Genomic DNA, 22,947 nt, shown 5'->3' on the forward strand with positions numbered 1-22,947 from the left:
TATGGAAAAAGAAGAATTACAAGCGATAGCTTCTCAGCTAAAACATCCAACGGGAGAAAAAGGAATTGAAATGGCAAATATGATGAATGAAACCAACATCAATATGACGCGCCATTCTGTTCAAAATCTAAATATAAAAGCCGGAAATTCTATTTTGGAATTAGGCCACGGAAATGCGGGACATGTAGCATTTATATTTGAACAAGGCGAAAACCTGAAATACTTTGGACTCGAAATGTCTGAATTAATGTTTCAGGAAGCACGTCAGATAAACAGGAATTTTGTCTCTCAAAAACAAGCTTTCTTTTCACTTTATGATGGAAATACAATTCCGTTTGAAGAGGATTCTTTCGATAAAATATTTACTGTAAATACTATTTATTTTTGGCAGGAACCAGAAAAATTACTTCTCGAAATTTACAGGGTTCTAAGACCAAAAGGAAATTTTTGCATCACATTTGCTGAAGAAGACTTCATGAAGAAACTTCCTTTCACTCAATTTGAATTTGAACTCTACAACACCGAAAAAGCACAGCAATTAATAAAGAAAACACCTTTTAAAATTGTTTATACAGAAACTCAAACAGAGAAAGTAAAAAGTAAAACAGGAGAATTGGTTGACAGAGCTTTTACTACATTGGTTTTAGAAAAATAACAAAAAGTTAGAATAATAATTTTCGAACTCTTTTTTTGAGTACTTTAATTGATTTTTTTATTGCAAGTTTCTATTTCTGAATCCTAAATACTTTTTATAATTATGGAAGTTAAAAAAATCAATTTTCTCAAAAGTTACAGTAGTATTCTGTTGCTTCTTGGAGGTATTATTCTGGGAAGTATTTTAGGCCTTTTTTTTGGTAAAGATGTCATGGTTATAAAACCGCTTGGCGACATCTTTTTAAACTTACTTTTTACTGCAATTATTCCGTTAATATTTTTCACGATTGCTTCTTCTATTGCTAATTTAGAAAGAACAGAAAAGTTAGGGAAGCTTTTCATTATTATGATTGCTGTATTTTTAGCCACAGTTCTAATTTCGGCAATAGTTATGATTGCAGCAGTTTATCTTTTTCCTATCCACCAAAACATTATAATTTCTAAAGTTCCTATTGAAAATATTGAGTCAGCAAGTATTGGCGAACAAATTGCACAATTGCTTACGGTAAATGATTTCTTCGAATTGTTGTCCAGAAAAAGTATGCTGGCGCTTATTATTTTTTCGTTTTTAATTGGATTCGCCAGTTTGCAATCCGGAGAAAAAGGAAGCAGTTTTAGAAGTTTTCTGGATTCAGGAAATGAAGTTATGAAACAATTACTGAATATGATTATGAAATTGGCACCAATAGGTTTGGGCGCTTATTTTGCTTATCAGGTTGGCGTTTTCGGACCGCAATTATTTGGTGTTTATGCCAAACCGTTAGGGATTTATTATGGTGCTTGTATATTCTATTTCTTTGTGTTTTTTAGTTTGTATGCTTTTGTTGCAGGAGGGAAAAGAGCATTTAAAGTATTTTGGAGTAACAATATTACGCCTGCTTTAACAGCTGTAGGAACCTGCAGTAGTATTGCTACGATTCCCGCAAATCTCGAAGCGGCAGAAAGAATGAATATTCCAAATCATGTAAAAAACTTAGTTATTCCGCTCGGCGCACCTTTGCATAAAGATGGTTCCAGTATGTCATCTATCTTAAAAATAACAGTTCTTTTTGCCATGTTTGGAAAAGATTTTACCGAACCTTCAACCATACTTTTAGCCTTAGGAATTACTGTAATTGTTTCTATTGTAGAAGGCGGAATACCGAATGGCGGATATATTGGAGAAGTTTTGGCCATAACAGTTTATGGTTTACCAATGGAGCAAGCGTTGCCTGTAGCTATGATTTTAGGAACTCTTGTTGATCCAATTGCAACTTTATTAAACGTAAACGGCGATTTAATTTGTTCGATGATGATTTCGCGGTTTTCCGAAAAAACAAAATGGTAAAAAATTATTATTTATAACGATTTCAAAATAAAATAATGAATTCAGTATTACAACACGATTTAAACGATCTCGAAAATATTTTAGAAAAAGCAAAACAACAAGGAATAGATTTTTTAAATAATCTCGAAAATATTCCAACTTCTAATAAAAACTCAATTGATTATACCAGAGAATTAAACGAACTAGGCTTAGGCTCTTTGAGTGCGCTGAAAGAATTTAATGAGCGATTGGCACCTTTGATGGTTGCTTCTCCGGGGCCACGGTATTGGGGATTTGTTACCGGAGGATCAACTCCGGCGTCTATTGTGGGCGATTGGCTGGCTACGGTTTATGACCAAAATACGCAGGCGATAAAAGCACAAGGCGGCGCTTCGGCATTAATTGAATTTGAAACCATCAATTTATTATTGCAGTTATTTGAATTACCTGATTCTTTTTTAGGCGGATTTGTGACTGGAGCCACAATGTCAAATTTCACCAGTTTAGGAGTTGCGAGACAATGGTTTGGAAAACAATTTGGGAAAGATTTTGCCAAAAACGGAATTTCAGAACCAATTACTATTTTGACTGCAACACCACATTCTTCGTCAATAAAATCATTGGCAATGTTAGGAATTGGAAGTAATAATTACACGACAATTAAAACAATTGAAGGCAATCGTGAAGCAATTGATATCTCTGATCTAGAAAAAAACATTGAAAGCTTAAATGGAAGGCCTTTTATACTAATTTCAAGTGCAGGAACGGTTAATACGGCCGATTTTGACGATTTTCTGGCCATTTCAAAACTAAAAGAAAAATACAATTTCTGGTGGCATATTGATGCCGCTTTTGGTGGTTTTGCCGCAGTTTCAGATAAATTTAAACACTTAGTTGAAGGCTGGGAAAGAGCAGACAGTATTACAATTGATTGCCATAAATGGCTGAACGTTCCTTATGAAAGCGCTTTTTATTTGGTTAAAAAAGAACATACAACTTTACAAATAGAAACATTTCAAAATTCGAATGCGCCCTATTTAGGAAATCCGTTAGAGAATTTTAATTATTTGAATGTATTGCCTGAAAATTCAAGACGTTTAAGAGCTTTGCCGGTTTGGTTTTCATTATTAGCGTACGGAAAGGAAGGTTTTTGTGATATTGTCGAAAACAGTGCTTCAATGGCTTTGCATTTTGGAAATCAGCTTATCGAAGATGGAAATTTTGAACTATTGGCGCCAATTCGTCTTAATAATGTTTGTTTTACTTTAAAAGGAGATCATAATCAGGAAAAAGTTTCTCAATTCTTAACAGAGTTAAATGACCGCGGCAAGGTTTTTATGACACCAACGGTTTATCGCAACCGAAAAGGAATCAGAGCTTCATTTGTAAATTGGCAAACTACAGAAAATGATATTAAAACAGTAATTGAAGAAATGAAAGCTGTTTTTTTAGAAATATAACAAAATCATAAGTATTTATTAAAAGTCCTGTTTATCCATAAACAGGACTTTTTTTGTGAATTTTTGTAAGTTTTTTAATAAAATGTTTTTGTCTTTCTTTAACCCTTTTGATTATTTTTTAAGCAATTATTAAGACTAAATTAAGTTAATCTTAATAATTGAGTCTTTTTTTTTGAGAAAAAACAGTTTAAAAGTTAATTGCAATCCTTATTTAGAATAATTAAATATAATTTGGAAAAACCCATTGGAGAAGTTAATTTTGTGCCAAATTTTAACTGTCATTCAAATTTTAAATAATGCAAATAAAAAGATTGTTAATCTTGATGCTGGTTTTGCTGGCTTCAATTCAGGGTTTTTCGCAAAGTAGTAAAGTAAATTTAACCGGTGTCATTTTAACAGATAGTGGTCAGCCTGCTGAAGGTGTTTCTGTAGCATTAAAAGGAACAGCTTATTCAACATTAACAAATGAAAAAGGGGAATATGAACTAAGTGCCGAACCGGGCAATTATGTTTTATCCGTTACCTATGTTGGATACAAATCAAAGCAAACAAAAATTAATTTACAATCTAATCAAACTGCACCAAGCATTAGTATAGAAGAAGATATGGCTGCTTTGGATGAGGTTCAGGTAACTGGGAAGTCTAAAGTGCAACGTGTTAAAGAACAAGCTTATAATATTTCATCAGTTGATTTGAAAAAGCTGTACAATACTTCTGCCGATTTAAATCAGGTTCTGAATACTACTACAGGAATCCGAGTTCGTGAATCTGGAGGGATGGGTTCTGAATTTAAATTTTCTATTAATGGCTTTGCAGGAGAACAGGTTAAGTTTTTTTTAGACGGAATTCCGTTAGATAATTATGGTTCATCTTTTACATTAAATAATATTCCAACTAATATAGCAGAACGTATTGATGTTTATAAAGGTGTAGTGCCAATTGACCTTGGTGGTGACGCACTAGGAGGTGCTGTAAATATTGTTACAAACAGAAGTATCGAAAAATTTATTGATGCGTCTTATAGTATTGGATCTTTCAATACACATAAAGTTTCCCTAAATACAAGATTTACGAGTAAAAAAGGTATTGTAACCAATCTTACTGCTTTTGGAAATTATTCTGATAATGATTATAAAGTAGATGCAAGTATTCCTGATCCTTTTTCAGGAGTTTTTGGACCGGTTCAAAAAGTAAAACATTTTCACGATGGCTATAAGCAAGCTGCTTTGATGGCTGAAGTAGGTGTAAAAGATAAAAAATATGCTGATTACTTAATGTTCGGCGTAGGGGCAAGTGCTAATAAAAAAGAAATACAGCAAGGAATTACGATGTTAAGAGTTGTTGGAGATGCTTTTAGAGATGGTAAAAACTTTGTTCCTTCGATAAAGTATAAAAAAACAGGTTTGTTTACTAAAAATTTAACGGCAAGTTTAGCAGCATCTTATAATATATCACAAGAGCGAGTAGTAGATACTTCGTCTGCCAGATATGACTGGTCAGGAAATTACGAAATTAAAAATTATGAAAGCGGAGGTGAATTTCACTTAGAAAAGACATTGACAGTATTTGATATAAAATCGCTTCAGAGTAATGCTAATCTTATTTACAATTTAAATGAAAATAACGTTCTGGCATTTAATTATACACTTGTAAATTATAAACGTAAAGAAGACAATGAATATTCAAAAACCTATACGCCAAGCGAGCCTTTCGTAAATAAAAATATTTTAGGACTTTCTTATAATTTATCTGCACTTGAAAAAAGATTGACTTATACTGCTTTTGGTAAATTACTTAATTTGAACGGTGAAATAGTTACAAATGCTGGAACAACCTCAGAAATACAAGTAAAACCTGCATTTGATAATGTAGGATATGGAACTGCTGTTGCTTATTTTTTAATTCCTGAAATGCTCCAGCTAAAATTATCTTATGAACATGCTTACAGACTTCCATCAGCAGCAGAGTTATTAGGTAATGGGGTACAAGAGCTTGCAAATCCTAACCTTCAGCCTGAAATTAGTGATAATATTAATTTTGGTTTCAATTATAAAAAAGTTTATAAAACGCATTCTTTCGGATTAGAAACAAGTTTTATTTATAGAAAAGCAAAAGATTTTATACAACAAGGTCCTGCTAAAGGTGATGTTACCAAAAGCCAAAGTATAAATTTTGCAAATGTTAGGGTTACTGGAGTAGACGGAGTGGTACATTATGGTTATAAAGAATGGTTTACTGTAGACGTGAATGCGACTTATCAAAAAATGATAAATATGGATAATTCGCTTATGCCAGGAACTAATTTACCTAATGAATTATATAATACACAATTACCAAACACACCAATTTTGTACGGGAATGGTAATATAGGCTTTCATTTCAAAAAATTAAAATTTACAGATGATTTCCTGACGGTTAATTTATCGACTAACTTTTCTGACAGTTATTACCTGAATCCACCAACTTTAGGAAGTCAGAATAAAAAAGAAATTCCACAACAGCTTTATTACTCTGCGGCTATTGCTTATACATTAAAAAATGGACGTTATAATATTGCTTTAGAATGCAATGATATTACTGATGCTAAACTGTACGATTATTATAAAGTGCAAAAACCGGGGAGAGCATTTACATTAAAGCTTCGCTATTTCTTTATGTAATTAAAAAATAAATAAATCAATACATCTCAATACTGAATCTGTTTTAAGAAACAGAATAATAATTAAAATCAAATAATATGAAAACATTTACAATTAAAAACCTATTAGCTTTAATGCTAATGTCAGCGGCATTATTTTCGTGTAGTAGTGATGATTCTTCAGAAGATACTACAGCAGGAGATAAATATGTTTTAGGATATCAAACAGCAACCTGGAACGTTAACTACATGTGGAGTTTTGATTCATTAGATCAATTAATGAGTGGAACTATCGACATGACAGGAAAAGGTATCGAGCAAGGTGGTTCTTACATTCCGGTTGCAAACACAATGTTTGCTTGTGATAATGAGGTTGAAGGAGCGGCTCCTTTTTATTTAAATAGTGCCAGTCAATTAATTGCAGGAAATCGCGTTTTTATCGAATCTACTTATGCTTACGGTGTTACAGATGATAATAAATTACTACTTATTGGTGCTTCTTGGGATGGTACTTCTACAGATAATGAATTAATTGTTTACGATCCTGCAAAACAGGCTATTACAAATCGTAAGTTTAATGATTTTTTTACTAGCGAAGGTCGTTTTGATTTTCCTACTGGTGTAACTGTAGTTGGAGATAAAGTATTTGTAAGTGTATTTAACAGAGATGCAAGTGAAAACTGGGATATTGATCAAACTAATGCATACATTAGAGTTTACGATTACCCAGCATTAACTTTTGTGAAAAGAATTGCTGACCCACGTACTACTTCTGTAGGTATGTACTACAGCAATACAGGTATTATTCGTACCGATTCAGGAAATGTGTATACTTTTTCATCTAATGCTTTAGCAGCAGGTTATAAAGTAAATACAGAGGCACATTCTGCTATTCTTCGTATCAATAAAGGACAGACAGATTTTGATTCTTCTTATTTCTTTGATATTCAGGCGAGTTCTTTAAATGGTAAAGTTGTTGCTGCTTACCCTCTTGGAGGAGAAAAAGCATATATTGTATATATACCAACAGAAGATGATACTTTTGAATGGGGATTCCTTAGACATTATTTATTCAAATTTAAATCAGCAATTATTGATTTACCATCGAAAAAAATAACTCCTGTGACAGGATTGCCAGGTCATGCTGGAGATAATTACTTCGGCGTTGGAAGTTTATATGTTGAGAACGGAAATGCTTACAAAGCTTTTGTAACAGATACAGAAGTTCGTATTTACAAAGTTAACATTGAAACTGGTGCTGCAACTGCAGGAGCAAAAGTAACTGGAGGTGGAACTGATATTTCTGCTATTACAAAATTAACTCCAAGACAATAATTCTAAGAGTTTTTTAATACTTAACCATATAATCAATGCCTCGACGGGTATTGATTATATGGTTTTTTAAATAATAACGATTTCATTATTGATGAAATACTAAGATTGCTATAATTGTCTACAATCAATACAAAACCTTCTAAAACAAAACCCAAATCCAAATCACGCTTCAGTAAAATAAACGCCTGGCTTCATTTATGGCTCGGACTTGCTTCTGGAATTGTAGTTGTAATAATGGGAGTTACAGGCTGTATTTTGGTTTTTGAGCATGAAATAAAAGGATTCACTTCGCCTTGGTTAAATGTAGAAGCTCAAAGTCCGGAGAAAGTTTTGCCCCCTTCCCAAATCTATGCTTTGGTCAGGAAATCTTTGCCGGAAAAGGAAATTCATGGCTTATGGTATAATGGTTTAGATAAAACAATAAAAGTTGATGTTGAATCAGATTCGTTGATTTACGTAAATCCTTATAATGGTAAGATAACCGGAATGGTTGATCATGAAGATTTTTTCCATGAAATAGATGAAGGGCACCGCTATTTATGGCTAGGGAAAGAAATAGGAACTGCCATAACATCATGGGCAACCTTTATTTTCTTTTTTTTGCTTATCAGCGGACTTATTCTTTGGTTTCCAAAAAAATGGAATAAAACCACGATAAATAGCAGTTTTAAAATTAAATGGAATGCTAAGTTTAAACGTTTGAATTATGATTTGCATAACGTAATGGGGTTTTATACACTCATTTTGGCTTTGCTTATTTCATTAACCGGATTGATTATGACTTTTCATTGGGTAAGAGAAAGTACTTATTGGATTACCGGTGGCTGGGCAAATGAAAAAGAGAAAAAAGAACAAATTCTTTCAGTCAAAAAAGATGCATTAGCTACACTACAATTAGATAAACTAACAGCCGCAGATTTTATCTGGAATAAAGTTCGAAAAGAAATCGCAAAAGAAAATAAAGAAGCCGTTATTATTCATTTTCCTGATGAGCCAAAGGATGATTTTTATGCCTGTACAGATATGCATAACGGAAATTGGAGAGATTTGTATTTTGATCCAAAAACATTAGAATTGCTTCCGAATTCAAGAAAATATATTGGCGATGAAAAATTCCATGATTGGATGAGCCGTTCTAATTATAGTCTTCATGTTGGTGCAATCGGCGGATTAACAACTAAAATAATTTATTTTACAGCCAGTTTAATTTGTGCCAGTCTACCTCTCACAGGTTTTTATATTTGGTTAGGAAGAAAGAAAAAACAGAAACCAACAGTAAAATCTTAGCTTTTATTTCAAACGTATTGGTTTGAATGAGAATAGAAAAGCCTTTTGAAAAATTAACGATTTTCAAAAGGCTTTTTTTCATTCTTAGATTAAATTAAATAAGTTTTTGATGATGTTTTATAATACAAAAAGAGCCTGCTAACTACAAACAGGCTCTTTACTAACACAAAAAAAACAAAAAAACAAAGATTGAATTATATTATAGGCTTATATTCTATAGGTAAAGGCAATTGTAGCAATACGGTTATCAAGCTCGTATTGTTTATTAATTCCTGTTTGTCCGATGACCGATTTAATATCAAAATTATTAGTGTTGAAAATATCGGTAAAATTCAGTTTGATATTTCCTTTATTTGCCAAAATTTGTTTCGAAATTCCGATGCTGAAATCAAAAAAATCAGCTCTTTCATAAATACCTAAATTTGATTTCGATTGATATTGTGCATTTGCTTCAGCTTTCCATGTTTCAGAAATTGTAAAGGCATTTTGTGCGCTTAAGTTAAAAGTAATTATTGGGTCGATTTTATCGGTATTTACAGTGTTTCCCATAAATTTATTTTCAAAAACATTAAAAAGTGTACTAAGTGACCACCATTTGTATATTTCATTTGTGTTGGTAATATTTACACCATAATTATATGATTTATCAACATTAATTTGAGAAGTTACTGTTGTATTTGTTGCTGCATTATAAACATACACTTCTGTAAAAACATCTTTTGTTTTGCTAAAATATACCGAAGCCATAAAAGTGCTTTTCCATGCATATCCAATTTCTGCTGCATGAGTAATTTCGGGAACTAAATTTGGATTTCCCTGCGAATAATTAAAAGAATCATCATAAAAACGGAATGGGTTTAAATCAAATTGGCTTGGTCTGTTAATCCTTTTGCTATACGATGCGTGTACAGAATTATTTTCATTAAATTCATATTTCATTGAAACACTCGGAAACCATTTCAGATAATCATCTTTATGTTCTTCATTCAACGTTTTTTGTAGAATATTAATAGCAGTATATTCCGTTCTTAATCCACCCTGAATATTGAGTTTTTCCATTTGATATTTATAGTTCGCATAAGCCGCATAAATCTGTTCCTTATATTCAAAATGATTGGTCGAATTTGCATCTATAATCCATTGGTTATTTTCGTTATATTCATAAACCGATGGATTATCATTGTTTTTCAAACCTGCTTTAAATCCCCATTCAATGTTTTCCTTTTCTTTTAGGGGATTTGTAAAATCAACTTTTCCTGTAAAAACTTTCAATTGCGAAGGAATAAAACCTCTCCTGTCATTAATAACTGTTGAGCTTTGGGCACTCTGAAACTGGTTCGATCTAAATTTAGAGGTCTCATATTCAAAATCAAAAGTCATATTTTTTCCTTCAGTATCAAATTTATGAACTCCGGAAAAAGCATAAGTATAATCATTCCATTTTTCTTTACTGTCATTATAAGTCAAAGCATCAAATTGTAATTGATCTTGCGTATTCAATAACGTATTTCTTCCGTTGGCAATATTTTCATAACGGCCAATTTTAGCATCAACATACGCTTCTAAATTAGTTTTAGGCGAAATTTCATAAGTCGTTCCAATTTTGAAATTGTTTGAAGTCAAGGGTTCGTCAGTCGTTGCGTTCTGATAATTTTTAGTTACAATTTCTTGTCTGGTATTGTCGGTATATTGAATCTGATCATATTTTTTGCGCTCTTCTTCGCCTCTAAAGGTGTAGCTGTAGTTTCCGTAAACACCAAATTTGTCTTTATTATAGCTTAAATTTATTCCTGAATTTGTTCTGTTTTTTCTACCTCTTCCATAACTTGAAAAAGCGGTTCCTTTTAAGCCGGAATTGCTTGGTTTTTTTAAAATAATATTGATAATTCCCGCTTTTCCGGTTGCATCATATTTTGATGAAGGATTGGTAATAACTTCAATTTGTTTGATATTTGATGAGGTTGTCGATTTTAAATAATTAGCCAGTTCCTTTTGAGAAAGCTGGGTTAATTTGCCATTTATCATGACACCAACGCCTTGTTGCCCGCGAATTGATAATTCGCCATCCTGAGAAACCACAACACCCGGAGCGCGGCTTAAAACATCTAATGCCGTTCCGCCTTCAGAAATAATACTGTTTTCAACATTAAAAACCATTCTGTCTGATTTTTGAGTATAGAGAACCTTCTTTTTTACAATAACAATTTCGTCAAGCGCATTTATAGAGGTTTCAACAATACTGTCAGTTTCTTTTTCCGTTTGCGAATAACTGTAGACAGAAAAAGCAAGCATAAGAGAGGTTATAATATTTTTCATATTACGGTAATATTTAATTTAAAAGAGATTTTCAAATCTCATTGAATTGGGATTTAAATTAGTTTAGAATGTTTTTTATGGTAAAACAATGCGTTCGAGTTTTTCTGAAAGAACTTTTCGAAAATGCAAAATGCGATTGATTAATCGAAGGAAGTAGTTTTTGAAGGAGGAGTATAGTGACAACATTTTGAACGTTTTTGGAGTTTTTATTTTCCAAATATAACACTATTTATATCAAGTCTAAATAAAAATAACTATAAATTTTTCAAGAAAATGCCAAAATACTGGGAATGAACCGTTTTTAAAACTTCGAAAACTTAACCTTAGAAATAAAGTAAGAAAAATAAATAATTGAATTCTATTGAAAAATAGACAAACAAAAAAGCCCGTTTATAAAACGAGCTTTTCTGTAATTGAAACTTTAAATTGAAACCTATTTTGTTATCTCTCTAAAAACAGCTTCAAGATTTTTATTTTTTTGATTTAATTGTAATGTTTTCAAACCGTTTTCGTTGGCAAAATCAAAAATAGCCGGACGCATATCTTTTTCTGCAACAAAAGTTAATTCCCAGGTCATATCATGAATGTTTCTATATGAGATGATATTTTCAAGTTTTGCTAAAAGCTGTTCCTGAATCTGATAATCAAATTCTACTTCGATAACCTGTTCTTTATTTTCAGAAATTAAATGATCTAATTTTTTATCAGCCACAATTTGTCCTTTGTCAATAATAATGACACGATCGCAAATAGCTTCTACTTCCTGCATAATATGAGTTGATAAAAAAACTGTTTTATCTTTCCCAACATTTTTAATTACATTTCGGATTTCCATTAACTGATTCGGATCCAGACCTGTAGTTGGTTCGTCCAGAATTAAAACATCCGGATTGTGCAGTAAAGCATTCGCAAGTCCCACACGCTGGCGGTATCCTTTAGAGAGCTGACTTATTTTTTTATGGCTCTCCGGTGTCAGACCTGTCAGTTGAATTACTTCTTCAATTCTTGATTTGGCAACATGATAAACATCCGCATTAAAAGCCAAATACTCACGAACATACAAATCCAAATACAACGGATTGTGCTCTGGTAAATACCCAATAGAAAGCTGGACTGACTTTGTGTTTGTCATGACATCATGACCATTTACAAGAGCCGAGCCACTATCGGCAAGTAAATAAGTAGTCAAAATTTTCATTAACGTAGATTTTCCTGCGCCGTTTGGTCCTAAGAATCCTACGATTTCTCCTTTCTCAATTTTAAATGAAATTTCGTTAAGAGCTTTTTGCGTTCCGTAACTTTTTGATATGTTGTTTACTTCTATCGACATGAGTATTTATTTGCTACAAAAGTAAACAGAAATACGCTCGTTTACTAAATTTTTGTCTTTTTAAGAACTCATAAAAAAATCTTAATGTTTAATTGTTGCGGCATCGTTATTGTTAAAGCGTTATTAAATTTTTTAAAACAAAAACAAAATGAAAAAAATGTTAGTTATTGTTGCATTAGCTGTAGTTAGCTTTGCAAATGCACAAAAAGGAACAATCTTAGTTGGTGGTAGTATTGGTTATTCTTCAGAAACCAGAACTCTTGGTAACAACGAAGTAAAAAACAATGAATTTGATTTTTCTCCAAAAGTAGGTTACCAATTTCACGAAAGTTGGACAGTAGGGGGTGAGGCTTCTTTTGGTTCTTCTAAAACGAAACAAGGAGTTAACGAAGATAGATTTAATACTACTAAATTAGGTGCATTTTTACGTTACACAATGCCATTAAATCCAACTTTCTCATTCTTTGCAGAATTAGGGTTAGGTTATCAGGCTGAAAAAGACAAAACTTATGCAGGACCACTTACTTCAACAGCTAAAGGTGACGGTATGTATGTTGGTGTAACACCAGCTCTTTTTATCGATATGAAAAAAGGTTTTGGTTTAAACTTCAACATTGGTGGATTAAACTACGGTACAATAAACTACGAAAACAACGGACCAGAATACAAAAACTTCGATTTTAATTTTGGTAAAACATTTAATATTGGAGTTTCTAAAAACTTCTAATATTAAGGTTATATTAAATGAAAGCATCCGCCACGGCGGATGCTTTTTTGTTTTAAGATGTTTTATGTATTCGATTTTAAACAAATTGTTAAGAAATCTGTTAGAATGAAATCGTGGTATTTTTGTTGTTTAGTCTATGTGAAATCTTAACAAATATCACATATGAAAAAAATGCTACTTATTCTTGCATTGGCTACGTTTAGCTTTGCAAATGCCCAAAAGGGAACAATTTTAGTTGGTGGAAACATCGGATTTGCTTCTGAAAAAATTGATAATCAAGGCGAGGAGAGAAAATCAAATTCATTTGGTTTTTCTCCAAAAGTGGGGTATCAGTTTCACGATAATTGGACAGCCGGTGTTGAATTTGCCTTGTCTTCTTCAAAATCTACAATTTCTTTACCAAATGATCTTGGAGAAGAATCAGAATCGAAATATAATACTTTCAAAGTAGGTGCATTTGTGCGTTATTCGGTTCCGTTGAGTGAAACATTTTCAGTATTTGCCGATTTAGGGGCTGGTTTCCAAAATCAGAAAAATAAAGATTATATTAACGGATCGCTTACTTCAGAAAGTAAAGCAGATGGACTTTACGCAGGAATAACACCAGCACTTTTTATCAATATGAAAAAAGGCTTTGGATTAAATTTTAGCATTGGTGGTTTAGGATACGAAACATTAAGTTTTGATACTAGTGATACTGATGTTAGTAAATTCTATTTCAATTTTGGAAAAACAGTTAGTATCGGAGTTTCTAAAAACTTTTAATATATAAATCATATTCAATTTTGAAGAAAGCATCCGCGTAGGCGGATGCTTTTTGCTTTTTACGTGAAGTCTTTTAAAAACTAAAAATTCTCATTTAGCCCCGATAGAAGCGATATCCTTTTGTGGCCGCTGCGGCGGACATAAAAGATATAGCGGATAGCGGGACATAAGGTGTTTTAAAACCATAAATTTCTGCTTCAAAATTCACTTTAACTCATTTTATTTTTAAAAACAAAAATGCCAACCAAGTGAAGCCAAAAAAATCATAACTACAGATTTCCGACTTCACTTTGTTGACATTAAAAAACAAAAATATATTAAAATAAAAAGTATTAATTAACCGGACTTTCAACGGCAGCTCTCATTTCCTGAGCAGCGGCAACCATTTCGATTAAAGCTTTTTTGGTTTCATCCCAATGACGTGTTTTTAAACCACAATCCGGATTTACCCATAATTGATCTACAGGGATTACAGCCGAAGCTTTTTCTAGTAATTTTACCATTTCCTGACTCGAAGGAACACGTGGCGAGTGAATATCATAAACTCCAGGTCCAATTTCGTTAGGATATTTAAAGTTGGCAAAAGCATCTAAAAGTTCCATTTGCGAACGCGAGCATTCAATTGTAATAACATCGGCATCCATGTCAGCAATATTTTGGATAATATCGTTAAATTCGCTGTAACACATATGCGTATGAATTTGTGTATCGTCTTTAACACCGCTTGCGGAAATTCTAAAAGCCTTTACAGCCCAATCCAGATAATTTGCCCATTCTTCTTTTCGCAATGGCAATCCTTCGCGAATAGCAGGCTCATCAATTTGAATAATTTTGATTCCTGCTTTTTCCAAGTCAACTACTTCATCACGAATCGCCAATGCAATTTGTGTACAAGTTTCAGAACGGGGCTGATCGTTACGAACAAACGACCATTGCAAAATGGTTACAGGTCCTGTAAGCATTCCTTTTACCCATTTTGGAGTTAGGGATTGTGCATATTTCGACCATTTAACCGTCATTGGGTTTGGTCTCGAAACATCACCATAAATTACCGGAGGTTTCACGCAGCGGCTTCCGTAACTTTGAACCCAGCCATTTTTAGTAAACGTAAATCCTGCTAATTGTTCTCCAAAATATTCCACCATATCATTACGCTCGAATTCTCCGTGAACCAAAACATCAATTCCCGTTTCTTCCTGAAAACGAATCGTAGCTTCGGTTTCTTTTTCGATTAAATCATTGTATTGTTCAACGGTTAATTCGCCTTTTTTAAATTTCGCTCTCCAGCTTCTTACTTCAGCCGTTTGAGGAAAAGATCCAATTGTGGTTGTTGGAAATAATGGAAGATTTAAAGCTTCAACCTGACTTTTTCTTCTCGTTGCAAATGTACTTTTACGTTTATCGTCAGAAGCTGTAATGTTGGCTACACGAGATTTAACTTCATTATTGTGAATTAATTTTGAAGTTTTACGGTTTTCATTCGCAATTGTATTTTGTTTAAAATCTTCTGAATTCTCAGTATTCACTTCGTTTGAAGAAAACTGTTTTAATAATACAATTTCATTGATTTTTTGTTTGGCAAAAGCAAGCCATTGTTTGATTTCAGGCGTAAGCGTCGCATCATTTGTTTCTAAATCTAAATCACACGGACTATGAATTAAAGAACAAGACGGAGCAACTAAAATTCTGTTTTCTCCCAAAGCATCAGTAGCTTTTTTGATTAATTCTAAAGATTTTTTGAAATCATTTTTCCAGATATTTCTACCATCAACAACTCCCAATGAAAGATTTACAGTAGTATTTAATTTTCCTGATTCTAAAATGTCATTTAGTTGAAGCGGACAGCGTACTAAATCTAAATGAAGAGTGTCAACAGGCAAAGCCAATGCAGTAGCCAGGTTTTCGCCAAAACAATCAAAATAGTTTGCCAGAATGATTTTTATTTTTGGAAAACGAATATTGATTTCATTATAAACTTCTGTAAAAGTGTTTCTTTCTTTATCCGTTAAATTTAAAGCTAAGAAAGGTTCGTCAAGCTGAATATATGCTACATTTTCGGCTTGTAATTTTTCGAAAATCTCGAAATAAACAGGAAGCAGAGCATCAATAAGATCAATTCGGTGAAAACTTTCTTCTTTTTCTTTTCCTAAAAGTAAATAAGAAATTGGCCCAATTAAAACCGGTTTTGTAGCAATTCCTAAATCTTTTGCTTCTTTAAATTCATTGATTATTTTTTCTGAAAACAATTCAAATTTTTGGTTTTTTGTAAATTCAGGAACAATATAATGGTAATTGGTATCAAACCATTTTGTCATTTCCATCGCCACAACGTCTTGTCCATTTTTTTGTGCGCCTCTTGCCATTGCAAAATACAAATCGATAGAAGAGTTGGTTTTTGCAAATTCATGATAACGCTCCGGAATGGCACCCAAAGCCAATGTTAAGTCAAGTACCTGATCGTAAAAAGAAAAATCATTAGAAGGGATTAAATCGATTCCGGCTTTAGTTTGTAATTTCCAGTTGTTAAGGCGAATTTCTTTTCCAGTATCGATAAGTTCGTTAACCGAAATTTTTCCTGCCCAATACAATTCGCTGGCTTTTTTCAGTTCTCTGTTGCTGCCAATTCGTGGGTAACCTAAATTATTTGTCTTCATTTTTGTCTCAGTAGTTTTTACTGAACAAATTTATTGTTTTAGGTTTTAATACTTATATTTGGTTATTATTTAAGTAAAATGTCTTTTAAAATGATTTTTTTAAAGATTATATTACTGATTAAATTTATTTAAAAGAGCTTTAGCCGTAAAAATTACTATGGAAAACTTAGATAAAACCGATTTGTTGATACTTAAACACTTGCAGGAAAACTCCAATATCAATACAAAAGACCTCGCAAGTAAATTGTTTCTGACGGTAACGCCGGTTTATGAACGTATAAAAAGACTGGAACGCGACGGATATATTACTAAATATGTTGCTTTATTAGATAAGAAAAAAATGAATCGCGGCATGACGGTTTTCTGTAACGTTCGTCTAAAAGAGCACGCAAAAAATGTAGGAAGTAATTTTGTGAAAGATATTGTGGCACTTCCAGAAATTATAGAATGTTATAATATTGCCGGAGACTACGATTTTATGCTAAAGATATTGGTTCAGGATATGGCTAGTTATCAGGATTTTGTCATGAATAAATTATCAACCATAGAAAATATTGGAAATACCAACAGTATTTTTGTTATGGGAGAAATTAAACATAGCACAGCTTTAGAGTTTTAATCGCTATAAAATCATAAAATAAAATGTATTTTTGACATTTAGATCCAAATCTACAATCTAAAATCACAAATCTAAAATTGAATAATGAACTGGGAACAACTTTTATCACTCAAACGTCAAGGCGATACTAACAAAAGATTACGTGTAGAACAAGATGATACCCGTTTGGGATTTGAGGTGGATTATGACCGAATTATATTTTCGTCAGCCTTTAGATCTTTGCAGGATAAAACGCAGGTTATTCCCCTTTCAAAAACAGATTTCGTACACACACGATTGACACACAGTTTGGAAGTTTCGGTTGTAGGGCGCTCTTTAGGGCGTTTGGTTGGAAAAAAAATTATCGAAAAATATCCGGACTTAAAAGAAATTCATGGCTATCATATGAATGATTTTGGTGCTATCGTAGCAGCGGCATCTTTGGCACATGATATAGGAAATCCGCCTTTTGGTCATTCTGGTGAAAAAGCTATTGGGGAATATTTTTCAATAGGAAACGGACTGAAACATAAAGATAAACTAACGGCAAAACAATGGCAGGATTTGATTGATTTTGAAGGAAATGCCAACGGATTTTCTGTGCTTACAGCCAGTCGTCCGGGAATTGAGGGCGGGCTTAGAATTTCTTATGCCACTTTAGGCGCTTTTATGAAATATCCCAAAGAAAGCCTTCCTAAAAAACCAACAAACAATATTGCCGATAAAAAATACGGTTTTTTCCAGACTGATAAATCATTTTTTGAAGAAGTAGCTCAGGATATGGGAATGATTGCCAACAAAGAGGGTGAAGATATTGGTTTCGAAAGACATCCTCTTGCATATTTGGTAGAAGCTGCAGACGATATTTGCTACACAATTATTGATTTTGAGGATGGGATAAATCTTGGTTTAGTTTCTGAAGATTTCGCTTTAGAATATTTAATAAAGCTTGTGAAAGACAATATTGGCGTTTCAAAATATAAAATGTTAGAGACCAAAGAAGATCGAATTAGTTATTTAAGAGCTTTAGCAATTGGAGCTTTAATAAACGACGCGGTTGATGTTTTTATTGAAAATGAAGAAGCAATCCTGGCTGGAAAATTTCCTTTTGCTTTAACAGATAAAAGTAAATACAAAGCTCAAATGGATGATATTATCAAATTAAGTATTGAGAAAATCTATCAAAGCCGTGAAGTAATTGAAAAGGAAATTGTGGGTTATCAAATTATTCAAACCTTGCTGGATAAATTTATAACAGCTTTTAATAACAAATATGAAGGAAAGGCATCCAATTATGATAATTTAATTTTAAAAATGCTGCCGGAAAAGCATCATTTAGATAAAACTAACTTATACGAACGTTTGCTTCATATTTGTCATTTTGTTTCTCTTTTAACAGATGGAAATGCTTTAGAATTATTCGAAACTATTAACGGAAGAAAGAATAACTAATTACTGAAAAGCATATACAAGACCTACACCCAGAACTTGTCTTAGCTGAGCTCTTGGTCCGTCATTAACCTGACTTGTTGTTCCTGTTACCGGGTCTACAACATCTATTTTGGTTTTGATGTCATCATCATATACTAAATGAACCCCAATGTTTGCTTTTACATAAGCATTAACTACAAGGTCTATACGCGTGTCATAATCAATGTCGACATTTCCAAATTTGTTCAGATAATCGGTATATAAACTTAGCCTGTTTTCATAAAAAACGTTTTTATAAATTTCGCTTTTCATATATCCGGTGAATAAAATACCAAATTCGGCTTTTACCTTTTGTCCTTCTTCAACTAAGATTTGACTTGCAGGATCATTAGGATCAGTTATATAAACGGCTTTTTTAACACCAAAAGATCCCTGATTTGCTAAATATTGATCTAATACCAAAGTAGTTTTTAACGTGATTGGAGAGAAATAAAATGTTCTGTCTTTTTGCTTGTTTGAATTCTCAGCTCCGGCTCCTAAAAAGATATAGGCCGGTGCAAATGGTTTAGAGATTGCAATATCCCTATTAGGATAATTGTAACCGTCTGTAAATTGCGTGTTAAAATTAAACTTGGCAGAATAATACCAGTTTGATAAAGTGTCTTTTCTAAATCCGTAAGTAGAGTTCAACTGAACAGCATCGTCAGTTTTTCTTAATTCGGTACCATCTTGTTTGTTTAAACCATATTTTACAATAAGTTCATTCACCCATTTATGATTTCCTTTGGCATAAGTTCTTCCAAATTCACCTTTAAATAAACCAGAGATAGAACTTGTTCCCCCCGCGCTCCAGTTAACAAACGCAATTTCTGAAATATCAAAACCTATTTGATTTTTCTTTGTCCAGTTTGAAGGAATTTTTGGCAATTGGGAAGGATCTAGCGTAGTTCGAATAATTTGAGCAGACGTCGTAATTGAAAAACTAAAAAGGAATAATAAGATGGTGAATCGAAATAATTTCATTAGGTTAACTTTTGATTTTTTTTTTGACTGCGCAAAATAATTATTTTGAACGGTTAGAAAAAAGATTTGCTAAACTTTTAACGTCAATTTTGCATAATTGTTGTAATTGTAAGACAGTTCCATGCTCAATAAATACATCAGGAACGCCCAGAATTTGTATTTTATTCGTATAGTTATTTGCTGCTGCAAATTCAAGAATTGCGCTTCCAAAACCTCCGCTGATGACACCATCTTCGATAGTAATAAGGGTTTTGAAATTTTCAAAAATATAATGTAATATATTGTGATCTAAAGGTTTAATGAATGGAAAATCGTAATGGGCAATAGTTTTTGGATTTCCGCATTCGTTTAAGGCAGCAATCACATTATTACCAATTGTTCCAGTAGATAAAACGGCTGTTTCTGTACCGCTTTTTAGACAATTTCCGTCGCCAATTTTAATATTTTCGTATTGTCCGAAATTTTCTACTTCCCAATTTGAAATAACGCCCCGACCTCTCGGATATCGAATTGCAATAGGATGCTCTAGTCCAAATTGAGCAGTATATAAAATGTTTTGAAGCGCAATTTCATTAATTGGCGCATAAATTATCATATTTGGGATTGATCTTAAATAAGCAATATCAAAAACACCGTGATGCGTTGCTCCGTCTTCGCCAACCAAACCCGCTCTGTCCAGACAAAAAATAACAGGCAAATCCTGTAAAGCGACATCATGAATAACCTGATCGTAGGCACGCTGTAAAAAAGTCGAATAGATATTGCAATATACAATCATGCCCTGAGTTGCCATTCCGGCGGCAAGCGTTACAGCATGTTGTTCTGCAATGCCCACATCAAAAGCACGCTCCGGAATTTCATCCATCATAAATTTTAAAGAACTTCCGGATGGCATTGCGGGTGTAATTCCGATAATTTTTTCATTCTTTTTGGCCAAATCCAAAAGGGTTAAACCAAAAACGTCCTGATATTTTGGAGGAAGATTTTCTTCATATTTCAAATGAATTTCTCCGGTTAAAGCATCAAATTTTCCAGGCGCATGATATTTCACCTGATTTTCCTCAGCTTGCTGTAAACCTTTGCCTTTTGTTGTAACAATATGAAGGAATTTAGGCCCTTTTATTTTTTTTAAACGGTTTAATTCTTTGATTAAATTGGGAAGATCGTGACCATCAATTGGTCCGGAATAATCAAAATTCAAAGATTTGATCATATTATTCTGCTTCGGATTTTTTCCGTTTTTAACCGCCGTAAGGTATTTTTTTAAAGCCCCAACACTTGGATCAATTCCAATTGCGTTGTCGTTTAAAATAACCAGAATATTAGCGTCTGTAACTCCGGCGTGATTCAAACCTTCAAAAGCCATTCCCGAAGCTATAGAAGCATCGCCAATAACTGCAATATGCTGTTTGTTGAAATCACCTTTTAGTTGAGAGGCAATCGCCATTCCGAGTGCCGCAGAAATTGATGTTGAAGAATGTCCAACACCAAAAGTATCGTAAACACTTTCACCTCTTTTAGGAAAACCGGAAATTCCGCCTATTTGTCTGTTGGTATGAAAATTTTCTCGTCTTTCAGTCAGGATTTTATGTCCGTAAGCCTGATGTCCAACATCCCAAACCAATAAATCTTCGGGCGTATTAAAAACATAATGCAAGGCAATTGTCAATTCAATTACACCTAAACTCGCGCCCAAATGCCCTTCTTTTACAGAAACAACATCAATAATAAATTGACGTAATTCCTGAGCAATTTGAGGTAATTGCGTCTCTTGTAAAAGGCGTAAATCGGCTGGATTGAATATGTTTGAAAGTAAATTGCTTTTCATTGTAGAGTAAAAAACAAATTTACGGTTTTAAATTTATTTTCAGGGTATAGAGCTCTTTATTGTCGTCGCCATATTAATGCGCTATGGAACTAAATGGGAAAATATTAATTTTAGTAAGTTTTTGTTTCATTGAATAGCCTCCAGCTTTAGCTGGAGGGGATTTTAATAAAGGTCAAAGGCTTTAGCCAAACTCTAATTTGGCTAAAGCCTTTCAACTATAATATATGATATCTCCAGCTAAAGCTGGAGGCAATTCAAAAGAAAGTAGTGAGTTCATCAATTTCTCAAATAAATTTTTAAACTAATAATTAATTCTTCACAACTGATTAAATTAAGGATTGAGGCGATTAACAGAATTAATCGCCTCAAAAAACCGTCATATTTGAGGCAATTACTAAAATTAATCGCCTCACGAAATAAAAAGGAATAATGAAAAGTCAGCAAAAATTATTTCAAAACCCTATTTTTGCAATTATGATAAATCCTTTTACCGACGAATACTTTATGAAAAAAGCTTTGCAGGAAGCTGAAATGGCCTACGAAAAAGGCGAAATTCCTGTTGGTGCCATCATTGTTGTGGCTGATAAAGTAATTGCAAGAAGTCATAATCTGACAGAGTTATTAAATGATGTTACGGCTCATGCCGAAATGCAATCCATAACCGCTGCCGCAAACTTTCTGGGCGGCAAATATCTTAAAGACTGTACCTTATATGTTACGCTCGAGCCTTGCCAAATGTGTGCAGGAGCTTTGTATTGGAGTCAGATTTCGAAAATCGTTTTTGGAGCGCGCGATGAACAGCGCGGTTTTATGGTAATGGGAACAAAATTGCATCCAAAAACAACTGTTGTTTCTGGAGTAATGGCAAATGAAGCGGCTGAATTAATGAAGCGTTTTTTTATGGAGAGACGTAAATAATATTTTTGATGATAACAATGTTATGACTGATTTTTCAACAATAAAAAAACTATTTCACATTTCAGAATCTAATGGTTTTACAGATAATGAAATAGAAATCATTAAAAATATTTTTGGGAATCTTCCACAAGTATTTGTCGATTATTACGCTGAATTGGGAAAAATTCAAAACTTAAATCAGACACAAGATTTATTAATTACACCGGAACGTTTTCAATATTATCAACATAATGATTTTTTGATATTTTATTCTGAGAATCAAAGAGCTTGTGTTTGGGGAATCAATAAACAGGATTTATTAAATGCTAATCCGCCAGTTTATATAAGTTATGATCAAAAAACATGGCTGTTAGAAACACAAACCTTATTAGAGTTTTTTACTGCAATGGCTTTTCTTCAGGCCGCTTTTGCACTTCAATTTCCATCTGAATCATTTAAAGAGTTGAAACAAAATGAGATAGATTTTGTCGTTGAAAACTACAAAAATAAAAACGTTGCTTTTAAACAATGGTGTGAGGGAATAAAATTTTACGGAAATTATAGTGATGATGTTATTATAATTATGAGTAATAATCAACTTTTTTATTCAGCCAATACCGAGGAGCATTTTTGTGAGATGGATGAAAATTTGTCTAAATTAGGTATAGAAATGTAAAACATTTTTTCTGCTAAAAGCT

Annotated in this window: 17 protein-coding genes; 12 read left to right on the forward strand and 5 right to left on the reverse strand. The window is 32.9% G+C overall.

Annotated features, from left to right (window positions below; translation table 11 throughout):
* Window position 1: 1 nt before the first annotated feature.
* From RT99_RS18235 to RT99_RS18260, 6 genes are all read left to right on the forward strand, one after another.
* Window positions 2–655 carry a class I SAM-dependent methyltransferase gene (locus tag RT99_RS18235; RefSeq protein WP_042566170.1) on the forward strand — a complete coding sequence of 218 codons (654 nt, stop codon included), beginning with the start codon at window positions 2–4 and terminating at the stop codon, window positions 653–655.
* Window positions 656–757: 102 nt separating this feature from the next.
* Window positions 758–1,981 carry a dicarboxylate/amino acid:cation symporter gene (locus tag RT99_RS18240; RefSeq protein WP_042566171.1) on the forward strand — a complete coding sequence of 408 codons (1,224 nt, stop codon included), beginning with the start codon at window positions 758–760 and terminating at the stop codon, window positions 1,979–1,981.
* A gap of 35 nt (window positions 1,982–2,016) precedes the next feature.
* Complete coding sequence (locus tag RT99_RS18245; protein ID WP_042566172.1) at window positions 2,017–3,420, forward strand: pyridoxal-dependent decarboxylase; 1,404 nt, start codon at window positions 2,017–2,019, stop codon at window positions 3,418–3,420.
* Window positions 3,421–3,716: 296 nt separating this feature from the next.
* Window positions 3,717–6,080, forward strand: coding sequence for a TonB-dependent receptor (locus RT99_RS18250; protein ID WP_042566173.1), 2,364 nt, complete (start codon window positions 3,717–3,719; stop codon window positions 6,078–6,080).
* 77 nt (window positions 6,081–6,157) lie between these two features.
* Window positions 6,158–7,393: a DUF4374 domain-containing protein gene (locus RT99_RS18255; RefSeq protein ID WP_042566174.1), complete on the forward strand. Its 1,236-nt coding sequence runs from the start codon at window positions 6,158–6,160 to the stop codon at window positions 7,391–7,393.
* Between the two features lie 114 nt (window positions 7,394–7,507).
* Window positions 7,508–8,680: a PepSY domain-containing protein gene (locus RT99_RS18260; RefSeq protein ID WP_082036982.1), complete on the forward strand. Its 1,173-nt coding sequence runs from the start codon at window positions 7,508–7,510 to the stop codon at window positions 8,678–8,680.
* Window positions 8,681–8,887: 207 nt separating this feature from the next.
* Here the strand turns inward: RT99_RS18260 and RT99_RS18265 are convergent, their stop codons facing one another.
* On the reverse strand, window positions 8,888–10,996 hold the full coding sequence (locus tag RT99_RS18265; RefSeq protein ID WP_042566175.1) for a TonB-dependent receptor domain-containing protein: 2,109 nt from the start codon (window positions 10,994–10,996) through the stop codon (window positions 8,888–8,890).
* Between the two features lie 433 nt (window positions 10,997–11,429).
* The gene (gene gldA / locus RT99_RS18270; RefSeq protein WP_042566176.1) at window positions 11,430–12,326 is read right to left on the reverse strand and encodes a gliding motility-associated ABC transporter ATP-binding subunit GldA; all 897 of its coding nucleotides are present in this window, start codon (window positions 12,324–12,326) and stop codon (window positions 11,430–11,432) included.
* Window positions 12,327–12,474: 148 nt separating this feature from the next.
* Here gldA and RT99_RS18275 point away from each other — a divergent pair, with 148 nt between their 5' ends.
* Entirely contained in the window at window positions 12,475–13,053 is a 579-nt protein-coding gene (locus RT99_RS18275; protein ID WP_042566177.1) for an outer membrane beta-barrel protein, read from the forward strand.
* A gap of 162 nt (window positions 13,054–13,215) precedes the next feature.
* Entirely contained in the window at window positions 13,216–13,818 is a 603-nt protein-coding gene (locus RT99_RS18280; protein WP_042566178.1) for an outer membrane beta-barrel protein, read from the forward strand.
* Between the two features lie 332 nt (window positions 13,819–14,150).
* Here RT99_RS18280 and metE read toward each other — a convergent pair whose 3' ends face one another.
* Window positions 14,151–16,472 carry a 5-methyltetrahydropteroyltriglutamate--homocysteine S-methyltransferase gene (metE, locus tag RT99_RS18285; protein ID WP_042566179.1) on the reverse strand — a complete coding sequence of 774 codons (2,322 nt, stop codon included), beginning with the start codon at window positions 16,470–16,472 and terminating at the stop codon, window positions 14,151–14,153.
* Window positions 16,473–16,629: 157 nt separating this feature from the next.
* Here metE and RT99_RS18290 point away from each other — a divergent pair, with 157 nt between their 5' ends.
* Both RT99_RS18290 and RT99_RS18295 read left to right on the forward strand, forming a co-directional pair.
* Window positions 16,630–17,091 carry an Lrp/AsnC family transcriptional regulator gene (locus RT99_RS18290; protein ID WP_042566180.1) on the forward strand — a complete coding sequence of 154 codons (462 nt, stop codon included), beginning with the start codon at window positions 16,630–16,632 and terminating at the stop codon, window positions 17,089–17,091.
* A gap of 84 nt (window positions 17,092–17,175) precedes the next feature.
* Window positions 17,176–18,522 carry a deoxyguanosinetriphosphate triphosphohydrolase gene (locus RT99_RS18295; protein WP_042566181.1) on the forward strand — a complete coding sequence of 449 codons (1,347 nt, stop codon included), beginning with the start codon at window positions 17,176–17,178 and terminating at the stop codon, window positions 18,520–18,522.
* On the opposite strand, the gene RT99_RS18300 is transcribed toward RT99_RS18295, so the two are convergent.
* Both RT99_RS18300 and RT99_RS18305 read right to left on the reverse strand, forming a co-directional pair.
* A complete protein-coding gene (locus RT99_RS18300) occupies window positions 18,523–19,524 on the reverse strand; it encodes a DUF3078 domain-containing protein (RefSeq protein WP_042566182.1) in 1,002 nt (333 codons plus the stop codon). It lies immediately after the preceding gene.
* A 40-nt stretch (window positions 19,525–19,564) separates the two neighbouring features.
* Window positions 19,565–21,352, reverse strand: coding sequence for a 1-deoxy-D-xylulose-5-phosphate synthase (locus tag RT99_RS18305; protein ID WP_042566183.1), 1,788 nt, complete (start codon window positions 21,350–21,352; stop codon window positions 19,565–19,567).
* Between the two features lie 474 nt (window positions 21,353–21,826).
* On the opposite strand from RT99_RS18305, the gene RT99_RS18310 reads away from it, so the two are divergent.
* The gene (locus RT99_RS18310; protein WP_042566300.1) at window positions 21,827–22,270 is read left to right on the forward strand and encodes a nucleoside deaminase; all 444 of its coding nucleotides are present in this window, start codon (window positions 21,827–21,829) and stop codon (window positions 22,268–22,270) included.
* Between the two features lie 22 nt (window positions 22,271–22,292).
* A complete protein-coding gene (locus RT99_RS18315; RefSeq protein ID WP_042566184.1) occupies window positions 22,293–22,925 on the forward strand; it encodes a hypothetical protein in 633 nt (210 codons plus the stop codon).
* Window positions 22,926–22,947: the final 22 nt, after the last annotated feature.

The sequence above is a fragment of the Flavobacterium sp. MEB061 genome (assembly GCF_000834715.1).
GTDB lineage: Bacteria > Bacteroidota > Bacteroidia > Flavobacteriales > Flavobacteriaceae > Flavobacterium > Flavobacterium pectinovorum.